This is a genomic window from Burkholderia sp. Bp8986, assembly GCF_003854225.1.
In the GTDB taxonomy this organism is placed as follows: domain Bacteria; phylum Pseudomonadota; class Gammaproteobacteria; order Burkholderiales; family Burkholderiaceae; genus Burkholderia.
Genome location: NZ_QTQM01000003.1, coordinates 72,704 through 88,313 on the forward strand (window position 1 = coordinate 72,704; position 15,610 = coordinate 88,313).

17 protein-coding genes are annotated in these 15,610 nt (G+C 69.8%); 10 read left to right on the forward strand and 7 right to left on the reverse strand.

The features are described 5' to 3' along the window. Positions 1-40: 40 nt before the first annotated feature. Both DID99_RS04180 and DID99_RS04185 read right to left on the reverse strand, forming a co-directional pair. Complete coding sequence (locus tag DID99_RS04180; protein ID WP_124666257.1) at positions 41-1,087, reverse strand: UDP-glucuronic acid decarboxylase family protein; 1,047 nt, start codon at positions 1,085-1,087, stop codon at positions 41-43. Next, entirely contained in the window at positions 1,087-2,403 is a 1,317-nt protein-coding gene (locus DID99_RS04185; RefSeq protein ID WP_044843363.1) for a glycosyltransferase family 1 protein, read from the reverse strand. The genes DID99_RS04180 and DID99_RS04185 overlap by 1 nt, the downstream gene beginning before the upstream one ends. Before the next feature lie 241 nt (positions 2,404-2,644). Here DID99_RS04185 and DID99_RS04190 point away from each other — a divergent pair, with 241 nt between their 5' ends. The 7 genes from DID99_RS04190 to DID99_RS04220 all read left to right on the forward strand — a co-directional run bounded on the left by DID99_RS04190 (position 2,645) and on the right by DID99_RS04220 (position 7,392). Further along, on the forward strand, positions 2,645-3,067 hold the full coding sequence (locus DID99_RS04190) for a BON domain-containing protein (protein WP_044843364.1): 423 nt from the start codon (positions 2,645-2,647) through the stop codon (positions 3,065-3,067). A 25-nt stretch (positions 3,068-3,092) separates the two neighbouring features. Then, positions 3,093-4,121, forward strand: a complete 1,029-nt coding sequence (locus DID99_RS04195) for an SDR family oxidoreductase (protein WP_124666136.1) — start codon at positions 3,093-3,095, stop codon at positions 4,119-4,121. A 38-nt stretch (positions 4,122-4,159) separates the two neighbouring features. Then, positions 4,160-4,459 carry a DUF2795 domain-containing protein gene (locus DID99_RS04200; protein ID WP_044843366.1) on the forward strand — a complete coding sequence of 100 codons (300 nt, stop codon included), beginning with the start codon at positions 4,160-4,162 and terminating at the stop codon, positions 4,457-4,459. Positions 4,460-4,526: 67 nt separating this feature from the next. Further along, positions 4,527-5,093, forward strand: a complete 567-nt coding sequence (locus tag DID99_RS04205) for a hypothetical protein (protein WP_124485785.1) — start codon at positions 4,527-4,529, stop codon at positions 5,091-5,093. Positions 5,094-5,220: 127 nt separating this feature from the next. Next, positions 5,221-6,078: an SDR family oxidoreductase gene (locus DID99_RS04210; RefSeq protein ID WP_044843368.1), complete on the forward strand. Its 858-nt coding sequence runs from the start codon at positions 5,221-5,223 to the stop codon at positions 6,076-6,078. Between the two features lie 28 nt (positions 6,079-6,106). After that, positions 6,107-6,721, forward strand: a complete 615-nt coding sequence (locus DID99_RS04215; protein ID WP_124666137.1) for a DUF4142 domain-containing protein — start codon at positions 6,107-6,109, stop codon at positions 6,719-6,721. 59 nt (positions 6,722-6,780) lie between these two features. Continuing rightward, positions 6,781-7,392 carry a DUF892 family protein gene (locus tag DID99_RS04220; RefSeq protein ID WP_044843370.1) on the forward strand — a complete coding sequence of 204 codons (612 nt, stop codon included), beginning with the start codon at positions 6,781-6,783 and terminating at the stop codon, positions 7,390-7,392. Positions 7,393-7,523: 131 nt separating this feature from the next. Here the strand turns inward: DID99_RS04220 and DID99_RS04225 are convergent, their stop codons facing one another. The 4 genes from DID99_RS04225 to DID99_RS04240 all read right to left on the reverse strand — a co-directional run bounded on the left by DID99_RS04225 (position 7,524) and on the right by DID99_RS04240 (position 11,317). Further along, positions 7,524-8,828 carry an NRAMP family divalent metal transporter gene (locus tag DID99_RS04225; RefSeq protein ID WP_124666138.1) on the reverse strand — a complete coding sequence of 435 codons (1,305 nt, stop codon included), beginning with the start codon at positions 8,826-8,828 and terminating at the stop codon, positions 7,524-7,526. Beyond that, positions 8,825-9,484 carry a UdgX family uracil-DNA binding protein gene (locus tag DID99_RS04230; protein ID WP_124485788.1) on the reverse strand — a complete coding sequence of 220 codons (660 nt, stop codon included), beginning with the start codon at positions 9,482-9,484 and terminating at the stop codon, positions 8,825-8,827. The genes DID99_RS04225 and DID99_RS04230 overlap by 4 nt, the downstream gene beginning before the upstream one ends. 325 nt (positions 9,485-9,809) lie before the next feature. Beyond that, complete coding sequence (locus DID99_RS04235) at positions 9,810-11,015, reverse strand: MFS transporter (RefSeq protein ID WP_124666139.1); 1,206 nt, start codon at positions 11,013-11,015, stop codon at positions 9,810-9,812. Positions 11,016-11,056: 41 nt separating this feature from the next. Continuing rightward, the gene (locus DID99_RS04240) at positions 11,057-11,317 is read right to left on the reverse strand and encodes a DUF4148 domain-containing protein (protein ID WP_124521700.1); all 261 of its coding nucleotides are present in this window, start codon (positions 11,315-11,317) and stop codon (positions 11,057-11,059) included. A gap of 223 nt (positions 11,318-11,540) precedes the next feature. Here DID99_RS04240 and DID99_RS04245 point away from each other — a divergent pair, with 223 nt between their 5' ends. The 3 genes from DID99_RS04245 to dctA all read left to right on the forward strand — a co-directional run bounded on the left by DID99_RS04245 (position 11,541) and on the right by dctA (position 14,802). After that, positions 11,541-12,434, forward strand: a complete 894-nt coding sequence (locus DID99_RS04245) for a LysR family transcriptional regulator (protein ID WP_124528740.1) — start codon at positions 11,541-11,543, stop codon at positions 12,432-12,434. Positions 12,435-12,523: 89 nt separating this feature from the next. After that, a complete protein-coding gene (locus DID99_RS04250) occupies positions 12,524-13,483 on the forward strand; it encodes a LysR family transcriptional regulator (protein WP_124666140.1) in 960 nt (319 codons plus the stop codon). Next, a complete protein-coding gene (dctA, locus tag DID99_RS04255; protein WP_082088427.1) occupies positions 13,480-14,802 on the forward strand; it encodes a C4-dicarboxylate transporter DctA in 1,323 nt (440 codons plus the stop codon). Before DID99_RS04250 ends, dctA begins: the two co-directional genes overlap by 4 nt. A 24-nt stretch (positions 14,803-14,826) precedes the next feature. Here dctA and DID99_RS04260 read toward each other — a convergent pair whose 3' ends face one another. Further along, on the reverse strand, positions 14,827-15,609 hold the full coding sequence (locus DID99_RS04260; protein ID WP_124666141.1) for a substrate-binding domain-containing protein: 783 nt from the start codon (positions 15,607-15,609) through the stop codon (positions 14,827-14,829). Position 15,610 lies beyond the last annotated feature (1 nt).

Consider the following 15,610-nt stretch of genomic DNA (forward strand, 5'->3'; position numbering starts at 1 on the left):
CGGGCACGCGACGACGCAGCGTCGTGTCACGTCGTGCCGTTCACGTCGCCGCCCCCGGCCGGTTCTGTGTGCTGATCTGCGCGAGCATGTGCGACGCGATCCGCGTGCTGCGCACGAGATCGCCCGGCGTGTGATTCGCGACCTGCCGATGGATGAAATACCGCGCGGTATGCGCGAGCCCGCTCGCGAGCGGCGTCGTCGCGCGCCAGCCGAGGCGCCGGTGCGCGGCGTCGAGATCGGGCCGGCGCTGACGCGGATCGTCGGACGGCAACGGACGGAACTCGATCGCGACCGTCGCGCCGACGATCCTCACGACCTCGCGCGCGACGTCGATCATCGCGATCTCGTCGTCGCTGCCGAGGTTCACCGGCTCGCAGGCGTCGCCGGGTTCGTCCATCAGCCGGATCAGCGCATCGACCATGTCGTCGACATAGCAGAACGAGCGCGTCTGCTTGCCGTCGCCGTAGACGGTCAACGCTTCGCCGGCCAGCGCCTGCGTGATGAAGTTCGACACGACGCGCCCGTCGGCCGGATGCATGCGCGGCCCGTACGTGTTGAAGATCCGCGCGATCCGCACGTCGACGCCGTACTGGCGGTGATAGTCCATGAACAGCGTTTCCGCGCAGCGCTTGCCTTCGTCGTAGCACGCGCGGATGCCGATCGGGTTCACGCGGCCGCAGTAGCGCTCGTCCTGCGGATGCACGTCGGGGTCGCCGTACACTTCGCTCGTCGATGCCTGCAGGATGCGCGCCTTCACGCGCTTCGCGAGGCCGAGCAGGTTGATCGCGCCATGCACGCTGGTCTTGGTCGTCTGCACCGGGTCGCGCTGATAGTGCACGGGGGACGCAGGGCATGCGAGGTTGTAGATTTCATCGACCTCGACGTACAGCGGAAACGTCACGTCGTGCCGCATCAGCTCGAAGTTCGGCGCATCGCGCAGGTGCGCGATGTTGTCCTTCGCCCCCGTGTAGAAATTGTCGGCGCACAGCACGTCGTGCCCGGCCGTCACGAGGCGTTCGCACAGATGCGAACCGAGAAACCCGGCGCCGCCGGTGACGAGTACCCGTTTGCGATCGTAGCCCTTCATCATGCATTCTCCTTGCGGTGGGCGAGTACGCCCGGCGTGGTCGCGACGGGCGTGCGGCGGCTGCCGGCCGCCGTGCCGGCACGTTGCGGATGCGCGACGTCGCGGTAGATGTCGACGAGGCGATCGGTCACGCCGCGCCATGTGTAGAAGCGGTGGGCGCGCAGATAACCGGCCCGGCCGAGCGCATCGCACAGCGCCGGTTGCGCGCGCAGCTGCACGAGCCGCCCGGCGAGCGCGGCCGGGTCGCGCGGCGGCACCAGGTAGCCGGTGACGCCGTCGTCGACCGTCGTACGAATGCCGCCGACGTCGCTGCCGATCACCGGCGCGGCGCATGCCATCGCCTCGACCGGCGTGATGCCGAACGGCTCGTACCACGGCGTCGTCACGAAGACGTCCGCCGCGCTGTAGTACAGGTGCAGCGCGTCGCGCTCGCGCCGGCCCACGAACGTCACGCGTTCCGCGATGCCGGCGTCGTGCGCGAGCGCGGCGAGGCGTGCGAGTTCCGGATCGCGCGCCGGGTCGGGCGTCGCGTGGCTGCCGCCGACGATGTAGAGCCGCGTCGGCCGGTTCGGGTCACGTGGCATCCGCGCGAGCGCGTCGATCACGGTGTCGATGCCCTTGCGCGGCACGAGCCGCCCGAGCTGCAGCACGACGAATGCATCGTGGGGCCAGCCGAGCCGCGCACGCGCATCGACGCGCGGCACCGGCCGGAATTCACCCGCATCGAACCCGCAGGGCACGATCTCGATGCGCGCGGCATCGGCGCGATAGTGCGTGGTCAGGTCGAGCGCATCCTGCGGGCACTCGGCGATCAGCCGGTCCGAGCGGCGCGCGAGCGTGTCCTCGATCGCGAAGCGTTCGTCGGGGAAACCGTCGGCCGCGCCCTGATGCAGCCGGCGCACGCGGCCGAGCGCATGGAACGTCATGACGAGCGGAATCCCGAGACGCTGCTTCACGCGCAGCGCGGCCTCGCCCGACATGAAGAAGTTCGCGTGCATCACGTCGACCGGGTCGGGCTCGCGCCGCATGCGCGCGGTCATGTAGTCCGCGAACGCACCCATGTACGGCAGCAGCCGTTCCTTCGGCACGGCGGCGGGCGGCCCGGCCGGTACGTGGATCACGCGCATGCGCGGGCCGATCTGCACGACTTCCGGCAGGTGCGGATCGTCGCAGCGGGTGTAGACGTCGACGTCGAGGTCGCGCTCGGCCAGCTGCTTCGCGACGTTCGCGACGTAGATGTTCTGGCCGCCCGCGTCCACGCCGCCGATCACCCCCAGCGGTGACGCATGTTCACTGATCAACGCGATTCTTTGCATGGTATTGCTCCCGAGGTCGGGGCCGCGCCGGCGAGCCCCGTTGCGTCCCTCTGCGGCAATCGCCATGCCCGTCACTTTGCGGGCGGCACGCCCCGCCCAGGTGCCGAAAAAATTACAACGGGTTGGATGAAAGGGCGTCCGATCGGCGGGCCGCGCGTGGATGCGGCCGGTTGCGCGCGGCACGCGATTTGCGACACCCGGACGTCCGCCGGCCACGCCGGCCTCACGATAGGAGGTCACGATGAAGGTATTCCCGCTGCAAGCCCGCGCACCGCGATTCCGCCGTCATCCCGCCAGCCGTCTCGGCATGGCGGTCGCGATCGCCGCGGCCACCGCCTGTATCGCCGTCGCGCCGAACGTGTTCGCCGCCGGAGACGACGGCTCGGCATCGTCATCCATGTCGTCGTCGTCATCGTCGTCGATGACGCATTCGAGCACCGGCACGAAGATCCGCGACGCGACCATCACGACCAAGGCGAAGGCCGAGCTGGTCGGCACGAGCGGCCTGTCGGCCGGCGACATTCACGTGAAGACGCGTCACGGCGTCGTGATGCTGACCGGCAGCGTGCCGGACGAGCAGCAGCGCACGCAGGCCGTCGGTGTCGTCAGGCAGATCGACGGCGTGCAGGACGTGCGCGACCAGCTGACCATCCGCCCGAAATAACCGGCCCCGCAGAAGGAGTCCAGTGATGAACTGCATGCTCAAACCGGTCGGCGAGCAGACGATCGTGATCACGGGCGCCACCAGCGGCATCGGCCTCGTCACCGCGCGCAAGGCGGCACGGCGCGGGGCGAAGCTGGTGCTGTTCGCGCGCAACGCAGACGCGCTGAACACGCTGTGCGAGGAAATCCGCCAGCACGGCGGCCTCGCGGTGCCGGTCGCCGGCGACGTCGGCATTCTCGAGGATCTGCAGCGCGCGGCCGCGACGGCGGCCGATACCTATGGCGGCTTCGACACCTGGGTCAACAACGCGGGCGTGTCGATCTTCGGCACGGCGGCGGCGGTGCCGCTCGAGGATCAGCGCAGGCTGTTCGACACCAACTACTGGGGTGTCGTGCACGGCTCGCTCGTCGCGTCGGATCATTTCCGGCGCAAGAGCGATTTCCACGGCGGCGCGATCATCAACATGGGCAGCGAGGCGTCCGACGCGCCGGTGCCGCTGCAGAGCGCGTATGCGGCATCGAAGCACGCGGTGAAGGGTTTCACCGATTCGCTGCGCCTCGAGCTCGAGTCCGATCGCCTGCCGGTGTCCGTCACGCTGATCAAGCCGGCCGCGATCGACACGATGTTCGTGATGCACGCGAAGAACTACATGAATGTCGAGGCGCGGCTGCCGCCGCCGATCTACGACCCGGAGCTCGTCGCCGACGCGATCCTGTTCGCGGCGGCGCACCCGCGCCGCGCGCTGTTCGTCGGCGGTGCCGCGAAGCTCACGTCGGCCGGCGCGTATCACGCGCCGCGCCTGTTCGATCGCATCGCGGCCACGCTGTTCTCGCGCGGCCAGCGCACGGTGCGCCCCGCGCGGCCGCGCGACGACAACGCGCTATACGAGTCCCGCCATGCGCTGCACGAGCGCGAAGGGATGGACGGGCCCGTGCTGCGCGCTTGCGCATACAACGCGGTGGTGCAGCGGCCGAAGGTCGCGGGCGCGGTCGCGCTGGGCGCGGCGGCGCTGATGGTGGCCGCGTTCGCGCGGTCGCGGCGCACCCCGACGTAATGGCGTGCCTTTCCGTTTTTCATTCGAAGGAGGTTTCCATGTCATCCCGACAACATACGGGCCACGAATACAGCCACGCGCGTGCGCATGAAGGCGAGCGCGAGCAGCAGGATCACGACAAGGGCGGCCACCAGAGCGGGCACGGCAAGGCGCCGAGCCCGGTCGACGTGCAGAAGGCGCTGAAGGGGATGGACTATCCGGCGAGCAAGGCGGAGGTGGTCGAGTGCGCGGAGCGCTCGCATGCCGATCCGCGCGTACTCGACATGCTCAGGCAGATCCCCGATCGCGAATACGGCACGCCGGCATCGGTATCCAAGGAGCTCGGGCGGCTGATGTGAGCGCGCCCGCGTCGCGTCGCGCCCGCGCTCGCGTGCGCGGCACCCTACGGCCACGAGGAGCACGACCATGGCGATGATCGTCGCAGGCCGCTTCACGACGTTCGATGAAGCGGAAGGTGGGGCGCGCCACCTTTACGAGCGCGCGTTCGGCCCGGACGACGTGTCGATCTTCTTCCTGAACCCGGGCGGCCAGCACGCGCGCTTTCCGATCGGCGGCGACGTGTATGCCGATACGGCCGCGAAGCCCGGCGGGCGCGGCGCGCTGGTCGGCGCGCTGCGCGGGCTGCTGATCGGCGCGATCGTCGGGCTGATCGTCTATGCGTTCGGCGTGCGCTACTGGTTCGTGCCGGCCGCCGGTGCGCTCGCCGGTGCCTATCTCGGTGCGTTCGGCGGCGCGCTCGGCCGGATGCGCGGCGAGCAGGCCGAAGGCAAGGGCGCGCTCGCGAAGACCGAAACCGGCGTGATCCTGGCCGCGCGCGTGACGTCGACGACCGCGGCCACCGCGGAAGACGTGCTGCGTGCGACCGGTGCGCAAGCGATCGAACGTGTCGAAGGCGACTGGCAGGACGGCGAATGGCGCGACTTCGATCCGGTGCGCCGGCCGGACGGCACGACGCAGGGCACGCCGCGCTGAGCATGCCGTTTCTGCACGCGCTTGCAACGCGGCGCGCGGCGCGCGGGCATCGCGCGTGCACCGGGCCGGGCCGCCGCGCGGCATGCCGCTTGCGACGTCTCGCCGACACCCGTTCAAGGAGGAACCCATGACGACGGCAAAGACCCTGCCACCCCAGGAACAGGCCCGGCAGCCGGGCACCGAGCGGGACATGCATCCGAAGCCGCGCGACGAGGCGGCCGACTACGTCGGCAGCGGCAGGCTCGCCGGCAAGGTCGCGCTCGTGACGGGCGGCGACAGCGGGATCGGCCGCGCGGTCGCGATCGGTTTCGCGAAGGAAGGCGCGGACGTCGCGATCGTCTACCTGAACGAATCCGACGATGCCGCGCACACGAAGCGCCTGATCGAGCAGGCGGGTCGGCGCTGCGAGGCCATCGCTTGCGACGTCGGCGACCGCCGGCAGGCGCGCGACGCCGTCGCGCGCACGGTCGAGCGGCTGGGGCGCCTCGACGTGCTGGTCAACAACGCGGGCGAACAGCACCCGCAGCCGGGCATCGAGGACGTGACCGAGGAGCAGCTCGAGCGCACGTTCCGCACGAACGTGTACGGCATGTTCTTCTGCACGCAGGCCGCGCTGCCGCACATGAAAGCGGGCGGGCGCATCGTCAACACCGCGTCGGTGACCGCGTATCACGGCAGCCCGAAGCTGCCCGACTACTCGGCGACCAAGGGCGCGATCGTCGCGTTCACGCGTTCTCTGTCGATCGAGCTGGCCGAGCGCGACATTCGCGTGAACGCCGTCGCGCCGGGGCCGATCTGGACGCCGCTGATCCCGTCGACCTTCACCGCCGAACAGGTCGCGACGTTCGGCTCGAACGTGCCGCTCAAGCGGCCGGGGCAGCCGGACGAGCTGATCGGCTGCTATGTGCTGCTCGCGTCGGACGGCGCGAGCTACATGACGGGACAGACCTTGCATCCGAACGGCGGCTCGATCGTCGGCGGGTGACGACTCCCGCCACACCAGGAGAAAGCGCATGAAACAACCCAACTGGACGATCGCGGCGCTCGCCGCGGGCGTACTCGCCATGGCGGGGCTCGCGCAGGCACAGGCGCCGAGCGAGCCGCCCGCGTCGAATTCGCATGTGCCGGGCGGCGTGATCAACCCGTCGTCGGGCGCCGCCGGCGCGGGCGATCCGGGCATCGCGAAGGCGCCGCAGCGCGGCGATGCGGAATTCGTCGACAAGGCCGCGCTGGCCGGCAAGGCCGAAGTGCAGGCGAGCCAGCTCGCGTTGAAGCAGGCGCGGTCGCCGGACGTGCGCGCGTTCGCGCAACGCATGGTGGCCGACCACGGCAAGGCGAACGCGAAGCTCGACGAGGTCGCCGCGCGCGCGGGCATGAAGCCGCAGGTCGAGCAGATCCACGACCCGGACGTCGAAGCGCTGCGCGGCAAGAGCGGACACGACTTCGACACGGCGTATGTGGCCGCGGCCGGCCCGGACGCGCACAAGAAGGCGGTCGCGCTGTTCGAAGACGAGGCGCGCGGCGGCCAGGACGCGCAGCTGCGGGCGTTCGCGACCGCGGCGCTGCCGACGCTCAGGCATCACCTGAGCATGGCGGAAGCACTCCAGCGCAAGGTGGGCGCGCAGTAACGCGTGCCCGGTTCAACCCCAGGGCCGCGCGGGCGGCCCGTTTTTTCGGAGAAGCAGTCATGGGCCAACGGCAATCGAAGCACGAAGGCATCCTGGCGTTGCTGTGCCAGGCATACGAAACCGAGCTCGGCGGCGCGAAGATCTACGAGGCCGCGCTCAAGTGTGCGACCGACGAGGACCTGCACAAGGAATGGGAGAAGTACCACCGCGAAACGATGCATCACCAGGAAGTGCTGCGCAAGGTATTCGACACGCTCGGCCTCGATCCGGATACGCAGTCGCCGGGGCGCGCCGCCGTGGCGGCGACCGGCAAGTCGCTCGTCCAGGTGATCGAGCAGGCGAAGAAGCAGGCCGACCCGGCGGTCGCGCAGATCGTCGCGGCCGAGTGCGTGGTCCTCGCCGAGACGAAGGACCACCTGAACTGGGAGCTGATCGGCTATGCGGCCGACCAGCTGCGCGATCGCGACGCGGCGAAGGCGCTGAAGGCCGCGCACGACGAGGTGGAGGCGGACGAGGACCATCACCTGTATCACACCCGCGGCTGGGCGCGCGAGATGTGGATCGACTCGATGGGCTTCAAGGCGGTGCTGCCGCCGCCGGAGGAAGTGAAGAAGGTCGAGTCGGCGGCCGATGCGGCGCGGGCCGAAAAGTCGCGCGGCAAGATGATGTGACGCTGCCGGTCGGGCAACCGGGCGACGCCGCTCGCGCGGCGTGCCCGGTTGTCACCCGATCGTCAGGGTCGTTCGCTTTCCACGCCGTCCGTCACGCGTGAACGGTTGCAGGCGCAACCATGCCGCCCTGGTCAGCTCAGCATGTTCGCGGCCATCACGACCACCGATGCCGCCATCAGCGCGACCGCCAGCCACCCGAATACCTTCGACGCGATGCCGCTGCCCGGCTGGCCGGCCGCATCGCGCCGCTGCGACAGCAGCATCACGAGCACCAGCATCGGCACCGCCGCGACGCCGTTGAGCACCGCGCTCCAGTACAACGCCTTGATCGGATCGACCGGGCTGAAGCAGATCGCGATGCCGACGATCACGCAGCCGGCCAGTACCGCATAGAACGCGGGTGCGCGCCGCACCGGCTCGTTCAGCCCTTCACGGAACCGCCACGCCTCCGCGCAGCCGTATGCGGCGCTGCCCGCGAACGCGGGGATCGCGAGCAGCCCGCAGCCGACGATGCCGAACGCGAACACGACGAATGCCGCCTCGCCGGCGATCGGGCGCAGCGCCTCGGCAGCCTGCGCAGTGGAGCCGATGTCGTGCTTGCCGTGCGAGAAGAACACCGCCGCGCCGATCACCATGATGCAGAACGACACCGCGTTGGTGACGATCATCCCGGTCCAGGTGTCGAACGTGATGCGCCGCCCGGTTTCACGGCGCGCGCCGGGCGTGCACGCGGTGTCGCCGTTGCGGCGCTCGGCCTGGGTTTCCTCGACTTCGAGCGCGGCCTGCCATACGAACAGGTACGGGCTCAGTGTCGTGCCGAGCACCGCGACCGCCGTCGTCGCATAGTCGTGCGTGAACGCGATGTGCGGCAGGACGATCGCGTGCAGCAGGCCGCGCCAGTCGATGTGCACGAAGCCGAGTTCGAGCACGTAGGCGAGCAGGCCGAACGTCATCCATTTGAGCCAGCGCGCGTAGCGTTCGTAGGACAGCAGCACCTGCAGCGCGAGCGACGCGATGCCGTAGACGGGCGCATACCAGTAGCTGCGGCCGCCGGCGACGAGCGCGGTCGCATCACCCATCGCGGCGAGGTCGGCGCCGACGTTCACGACATTGACGATCACCACCATGACGATCAGGGCCTTGGCGAGGCGGACGGAGAACTGCTCGCGGATGCCGGCCACGAGGCCTTCGCGGTTGGCGCGCCCGATGAATGCCGCCGCGAGCTGCACGGCCACCATCATCGGCAGCGTGATCACGATCATCCATAGCATGTGGAAGCCGAACTGGCTGCCGGCCTGCGCATAGACGGCGACGTTGCTCGGATCGGCGTCGGACGCGCCCGCGAGCAGGCCGGGGCCGAGCCGACGGTACCAGGGCTTCGCGGCGGTGGTGGCGGCCGGGGTGTCGCGCGACGCGCCGCCGCGCAGGTTGCTCATTCGGCGTCTCCGGATGCCTCGTGCGCGCCGCCGTTGCCGCGCGCGAGGCGCGACGCGGTGCGCAGCGCGTCGACGAGCGTCCGGTACGCATGCTCGCGCGAATCGGCGCCGCGCGTGCGCAGCACGTAGGACGGGTGATAGGTCGCGACGACGAGACAGCCGTCCGGCGAGCGCACCGGCTTGCGCGTGCGCTCCACCGTCGCGTCGTTGTCCTGCAGCACCGCGCGCAGCGCCGTCGCGCCGAGCGCGACGATCACGCGCGGGCTCACCGCGTCGAGCTCGCGTTCGAGCCAGTAGCGGCAGGCGGCGACCTCGCGCTGCGCGGGCGTCTTGTGCAGCCGCCGCTTGCCGCGCGGTTCCCATTTGAAGTGCTTGACCGCGTTGGTCAGGTAGACGCTCGTGCGTGCGATACCGGCCTCGTCGAGCGCGCGGTCGAGCATGCGGCCCGCCGCGCCGACGAACGGGATGCCCGCGCGGTCCTCCTGGTCGCCCGGCTGTTCGCCGACCAGCATGATGCGCGCGTCGGCGGGCCCGGCGCCGGGCACCGGCTGTGTCGCATGTTCCCACAGCCCGCAGCGGCGGCATGCGTCGAGCGTGGCCGGTGTGTCGGCGGCGGCCGGGACCGCCGCCGGTTTCGTGCTCGCGTCGCGCTTCATGCCAGTCCTCCGGTGCAGGCCGACGCCGCGCGCGCGAAGCGGCATGCTCGGGCGCGCGCGACAGGCCGATCGAAGGCGTTGCCGGGGCGGAACATCGGCAGTGTGTGCATCGGCGGCTCCCGTATCGACGATATCGACGACATGCAGCAACCGGCATGCCGCGTGCGGTCGAGATGGACGCGTCGTGTGTCGGAGCCGCATCCGGTGATGGCAGGGGACAGGGGATCCAAGCAGCCCCAGGCGATGCTCCAGCCGCCTTGCACGGTACGACTTGCAAAACGGCATCGAGCGGCCCGGAGCGGCCTAGAGCGCCGTCGTGCGGTGCTCAGCCGCCTGCCGTGCGCGCCGCGGCGGCGCGTCCCGCCGCGAACGCCGCCACGCCGGCGCAAACGAGCAGCGCCGCACTCATCGCGAAGGTCGCGCGATAGCCGTGCAGGTCGTACAGCAGGCCGCCCGTCGTCGCGCCGAGCGCGATCGCGAGCTGCACGACCGCGACCATCAGGCCGCCGCCGGCTTCCGCGTCATGCGGCAGCGTGCGCGCGAGCCACGTCCACCAGCCGACGGGCGCGGCCGTGCCGGTCAGTCCCCACAGGGCAAGCAGGCCCGCGGTGGCGGCGGTCGACGCGCCGCACCACACGAGCGCGACGGCGATCGCGGCCATCAGCAGCGGGATGACGCCGAGCGTGCGGTACAGCCCGTTCTTCAGGCGCGCACCGATCAGGATCGTCCCCGCGACCCCGGCCACGCCGATCGCGAGCAGCATCAGCGACAGCGTGGCATTGCCGACGTGCGTCACCGTTTCGAGGAACGGCCGCAGGTACGTGAACAGCGCGAACTGTCCCATGAACAGCAGGCTGACGGCCGCCATGCCGAGCGCGACCGGCACGCGGCCGAGCAGTGCGAGCGCATTGGCGGGCGCCGCGTGCGATGCGGCTTTCATCGGCGGCAGGCTGACGAGTTTCCAGCCGAACGCGAGCGCCGCGACCGGCACGACGCAGAAGAATGCCCAGCGCCAGCCGACGATGCCGCCGAGAAAGCTGCCGAGCGGCGCCGCGACGACGGTCGCGAGCGCGTTGCCGCCGTTCACGATCGCCAGCGCGCGCGGCACCTCGCCATCGGGCACCAGCCGCATCGCGGTCGCGGCCGACATCGACCAGAACCCGCCGATCGCAACACCGATCAGTGCGCGCCCCGCGATGAAGGCAACGTAATTCGGTGCGAACGCAACGATCGTGCCGGAGACGATCGTCAGCAGCGTCAGCACGAGCAGCAGCCGCTTGCGATCGCGCCGCCCGGCCAGCGACGCGATGAACAGGCTCGTCACGAGCGCGAAGGCGCCGGACACGGAAATGGCCTGGCCCGCCTGGCCTTCGCTGACGTGCAAGTCGGTGGCGATCGGCGTCAGCAGGCTGACCGGCATGAATTCGGACGCGACGAGCGCGAACGCGCCGAGCGCCATCGCGAGGACGGCGCCCCATGCGGCGGTTTGAACGGGCGCGGGGCGCCGGTCGGAAGTGGCAACGGCTTGCATCGTTGAAGCGGTGCGGATCGTGGGCGAAGGGGCGGCGTCGGTCAGTCGCAGCGCGCGGCGGCCGCGCCGCGATCGGCCAGATGCGTGCGGGCGCCGGCATCGTGCGCGGCCATGACGCGTACGGACGCGGCTTGGGCATCGTCCACCCACGTGCGCGGATTCGCGCGTGCCGGATTGAAGCCGGCGGCTTCGTAGCGAATCATGTCTTCGCGCACCTGCTCGCGCGTCAGGCCCTGCGCATGGGCGAACAACGGGCCGGACACGGCGAGTGCGGCGACGAGAAGGCGAAGAGCGGATTTCACGAGACGGACTCCGGAAAGGAATGCAGGGGAGATCCCCAAAGGCGGCTACGGCCGCATGGGGACCCGAAGGCTTCGCAGTCTATCGACCCACGATCGATCGATTAAGTAGCGCACTGCGCTTGGACTTATAAGTCAGTCTAATGAATCGACGGAGGCCGTACCGCGTGGCGCGCGGCGGCGTCGGTGCTAGGATGGGCGTCCGTTTCGACAGGAGCCGTCCGACATGCCGCGCGAAAACCTCAACGATCTGCTGGCGTTTCTCGCGGTGGCGCGCGACCGGAGCTTCACGCGCGCGGCGGCGCGCCTCGGTGTGTCGCAATCGGCGCTGAGCCAGACGGTGCGCGATTTCGAAGCGCGGCTCGGCGTGCGGCTGCTGACGCGCACGACGCGCAGCGTGGCGACGACCGAAGCGGGCGAGGAACTGTTCCGGACCGTCGCGCCGCGCATCGACGAGATCGAAACGAAGCTCGCCGCGGTGGCCGATTTCCGCGACAAGCCGGCCGGCGTCGTGCGGATCACGGCCACCGAGCATCCGATCGACACGATCATCTGGCCGAAGCTCAGGAAGGTGCTGCCCGACTACCCCGACATCCGCGTCGAGTTCTCGGTCGACTACGGGCTGTCGAACATCGTCGAGGAGCGCTACGACATCGGCGTGCGCTACGGCAACCAGGTCGCGAAGGACATGATCGCGGTGCGCATCAGCCCGGACATCCGGATGGCGATGGTTGCGTCGCCGGCCTATTTCGACGGCCGCAAGCCGCCGAAGACGCCGCAGGACCTGCTCGATCACGATTGCGTGACGCTGCGGCTCGCGACCGCGAAGGGCATCTACGCATGGGAGCTGAAGAAGGGCAGGAACGAGATCCAGGCGCGCGTGAACGGGCGGATCACCTGCAACACGCAGCCGCAGATGCTGCAGGCGGCGCTCGACGGATTCGGCATCGCGTTCGTCACCGAGGACATCGTGCTCGACCACGTGCACGCCGGCAGGCTGCGCATCGTGATGCCGGACTGGTGCCCGGTCTTTCCCGGCTATCACGCGTACTACCCGAGCCGCCGCCAGGCGTCGCGCGCGTTTTCGATCGTGATCGATGCGTTGCGGCATCGCGCGTAGCGGGGCGGCGGAGCCGGGCATCTCCGGGCTGGGTGTGGCTGCCCGAATCATGCAAAATACCGGGCATTCGAGATGCGGAGACACGGCCCGTGGGAATCAACTTCGATTTGACCGATTTGCAGGCGTTTCGCGCGGTGGTGGAGCTGGGCAGCTTCCGGAAGGCCGCCGAGGCGATCAGCATTTCGCAGCCCGCGTTGAGCCGCCGGATCGACAAACTGGAGGAAGCGCTCGGCGTGCGTCTGTTCGAGCGCACCACGCGCAGCGTCTCGCTGACCACCGTCGGCCGCGTGTTCGCGCCGAGCGCCGAGCAGTTGCTGGACGATCTCGACGTCGCGCTGCTCGGCATCCGCGACGTTTCGTCGAGCCGGCTCGGTCACGTGACGATCGCGTGCGTGCCGTCGGTCGCCTACTACTTTCTGCCGAACGTGATCGCAAGCTATCACCGCCGCTTTCCGCGCATCCGGGTCAAGCTGCTGGACGCGAGCGCGAACGAGGTGCTGAGCGCCGTCATCAGCGGCGAGGCCGATTTCGGCGTGAGCTTCATGGGCAGCCAGGAGCCCGAGGTCGAGTTCAAGCTGCTGCTGCAGGAGCGGTTCGTCGCCGCGTGCCGGCGCGACCATCCGCTCGCGCGCAAGAAGCGCGTGACCTGGAACGAGCTTTACGAGTACGAGTATGTGTCGGTGGACAAGACGTCCGGCAACCGCCTGTTGCTCGACCAGGCGCTGACGAGCGTCGCGCCGCGGGCGCCGAGCGTGTGCGAGACGCGCCACGTGACGACCATGCTCGGGCTGGTCGAGGCAGGGCTCGGCGTCGCCGCGGTACCGTCGATGGCGATGCCCGGGCACGACCATCCGCTGCTCACGAGCGTGCCGCTCGTCGAGCCGGCGGTCAAGCGCCGCGTGGGCATCGTGAAACGGCGCGGACGCCCGCTCACACCGGCCGCGGAAGCGTTCCACCAGGCGGTCGTCGATGCGAAGCGCGGCGATGGATCGAAACAGGTGGCGCATGCGGCGAATGCGGCCGGAACATCGTGCAAGACCGCATCGTGACGCTGGCAAGACCGCTTCGTTCGCTCTACGTGCAGGTTCTGCTGGCGATGGTGCTCGGCGTGAGCGTCGGCCATTTCTGGCCGTCGGCGGGCGCGATGCTCAAGCCGCTCGGCGATGCCTTCGTCGGCCTCGTGCGGATGATGATCGCGCCGGTCGTGTTCTGCACGATCGTGTCGGGCATCACGTCGCTGGCGAACGGGACCGCCATCGGGCGCACGATCGTCCGCGCGCTGGTGCTGTTCTATCTGCTGACCGCCGCCGCGCTCGCCTTCGGGCTCGTCGCCGCGTTCGTGCTGCAGCCGGGCGCCGGCATGCACGTGGACGTTCGCCATCTCGACGCGAGCGTCCTTGCGCCCTATACGCGGCATGCGCCGCCGCGCGGGTTGGTCGAGTTTGCGTTGAGCGTGATCCCGGACACGATGCTCGGCGCGTTCCAGCAGGGCGAGGTGCTGCCGGTGCTGCTGCTGGCGCTGCTGTTCGGCTTTTCGCTCAATGCGGCTCCGCAGGCCGGCCGCCCCGTGCTGGCGCTGATCGACGGCGTCGCGCAGATCGTCTTTCGCGTGCTGGCGATGATCATGCGGCTCGCCCCGCTCGGCGCATTCGGCGCGATGGCCTTCACGGTGGGCCGCTTCGGCATCGGCTCGGTCGGCTCGCTCGCGCGGCTGATGATGTCGTTCTACATGGCCTGCGGGCTGTTCGTCGCGCTGGTGCTCGCACCGCTCGCGCGGTTGCACGGATTCGCGTTGTGGCGGCTGCTGCGCTACCTGCGCGAGGAGCTGCTGATCGTCCTCGCGACCTCGTCGACGGAGCCGGTATTGCCGCGGCTGATCGTCAAGCTGGAGTCGCTCGGTTGCGACAAGGGCGTGGTGGGGCTCGTGTTGCCGGCCGGCTATTCGTTCAACCTGGACGGCACCGCGATCTATCTGACGCTCGCGGCATTGTTCATTGCGCAGGCGTGCGACGTGCCGCTGTCCGCGCCGCAGATCGCGGCGATGCTGGCCGTCATGCTGCTGACGTCGAAGGGCGCGGCCGGCGTGTCCGGCAGCGGGCTCGTGGCGCTCGTCGCGACGCTTGCCGTGATGCCCGACCTGCCGGTTGCCGGGGTCGCGCTGCTGGTCGGCATCGATCGCTTCATGTCCGAGGCGCGTGCGCTGACGAGCGTGATCAGCAATGCGTGCGCGGTGATCTTCGTATCGTCGTGGGAAGGGGCGTGCGATCGTGCGCGTCTCGTGCGGGTGCTGAACGCGGCCGGGCCGGAAGGCCCGAATGGCGCCGACGATGCCGGGGCCGGCGCCGGGCGCGACGGGAAGGCGGTCTGACGCGCGCCTTCCCGGGTTGCGGGCTCAATGCGCGGAGACGGAATCCAGCCCGGTCGATTTGACTTCCGCCTGCACGTCGGGCGACGCGAGATAGTCGAGGAGCGCCTTCGCTTCCTCCGGATGCTGCGCGCCGACCGGGATGCCGGCCGCGAAGCGCGTGACGGACTGCAGCGCTTCGGGAATCTTGCCGACGAAGGTCGCGCCCTTCACGGGCAGCAGTTCGCTCACCTGCTGAAAGCCGATTTCGTAGTCGCCGTTCGCGACCACGGAGGCGACCGGGATCCGCGGGATCATCTTCGCCTTCGATTTCACCTGGTCTTCGATGCCGAGCTTCTTGAACAATTCCCGCTCGATGTAGACGCCGCTCGCGCTGTCCGAGTAGGCAATCGACTTCGCATGCAGCAGCGCTTCCCTGAGGCCGTCGGCCGAGCTGATGTCGGGTTTCGCCGCGCCGTCGCGCACGACCATGCCGATCCGCGAATCGGCCAGCTCGACGCGCGATCCGGGGATCACCTTGCCTTGCTTGATCAGGTCGTCGAGCGCGTAGCCGACCATGATCACCGCGTCGGCCGGCTCGCCGCGCGCCAGCCGGTTCGGAATCGCTTCGGGCGACTTGCCCATCGACGGGCCGAGCGCGGTGTCGAGCGTGTTGCCCGTGCGGGCCGCGAACTGCGGGCCGAGCCGCTTGTAGGCGGCGGTGAAGCCGCCCGAGCTCATCACGTGCAGCTCGGCGGCCTGCACGTTCGCGGCGATTGCGGAGGTGGCGACGAGTGCGGTCGCGCACAGTTTCAGGAGCAGGTTCTTCATG

Bases quoted from the DNA above. Each gene is read 5' to 3' on its own strand.
- DID99_RS04195 (WP_124666136.1), top strand. From the start codon at position 3,093: ATGAACTGCATGCTCAAACCGGTCGGCGAGCAGACGATCGTGATCACG.
- DID99_RS04190 (WP_044843364.1), top strand. From the start codon at position 2,645: ATGAAGGTATTCCCGCTGCAAGCCCGCGCACCGCGATTCCGCCGTCAT.
- DID99_RS04215 (WP_124666137.1), top strand. From the start codon at position 6,107: ATGAAACAACCCAACTGGACGATCGCGGCGCTCGCCGCGGGCGTACTC.
- DID99_RS04185 (WP_044843363.1), bottom strand. From the start codon at position 2,403: ATGCAAAGAATCGCGTTGATCAGTGAACATGCGTCACCGCTGGGGGTG.
- DID99_RS04225 (WP_124666138.1), bottom strand. From the start codon at position 8,828: ATGAGCAACCTGCGCGGCGGCGCGTCGCGCGACACCCCGGCCGCCACC.
- DID99_RS04205 (WP_124485785.1), top strand. From the start codon at position 4,527: ATGGCGATGATCGTCGCAGGCCGCTTCACGACGTTCGATGAAGCGGAA.
- DID99_RS04260 (WP_124666141.1), bottom strand. From the start codon at position 15,609: ATGAAGAACCTGCTCCTGAAACTGTGCGCGACCGCACTCGTCGCCACC.
- DID99_RS04180 (WP_124666257.1), bottom strand. From the start codon at position 1,087: ATGAAGGGCTACGATCGCAAACGGGTACTCGTCACCGGCGGCGCCGGG.
- DID99_RS04235 (WP_124666139.1), bottom strand. From the start codon at position 11,015: ATGCAAGCCGTTGCCACTTCCGACCGGCGCCCCGCGCCCGTTCAAACC.
- DID99_RS04220 (WP_044843370.1), top strand. From the start codon at position 6,781: ATGGGCCAACGGCAATCGAAGCACGAAGGCATCCTGGCGTTGCTGTGC.
- DID99_RS04245 (WP_124528740.1), top strand. From the start codon at position 11,541: ATGCCGCGCGAAAACCTCAACGATCTGCTGGCGTTTCTCGCGGTGGCG.
- DID99_RS04200 (WP_044843366.1), top strand. From the start codon at position 4,160: ATGTCATCCCGACAACATACGGGCCACGAATACAGCCACGCGCGTGCG.
- DID99_RS04230 (WP_124485788.1), bottom strand. From the start codon at position 9,484: ATGAAGCGCGACGCGAGCACGAAACCGGCGGCGGTCCCGGCCGCCGCC.
- DID99_RS04210 (WP_044843368.1), top strand. From the start codon at position 5,221: ATGACGACGGCAAAGACCCTGCCACCCCAGGAACAGGCCCGGCAGCCG.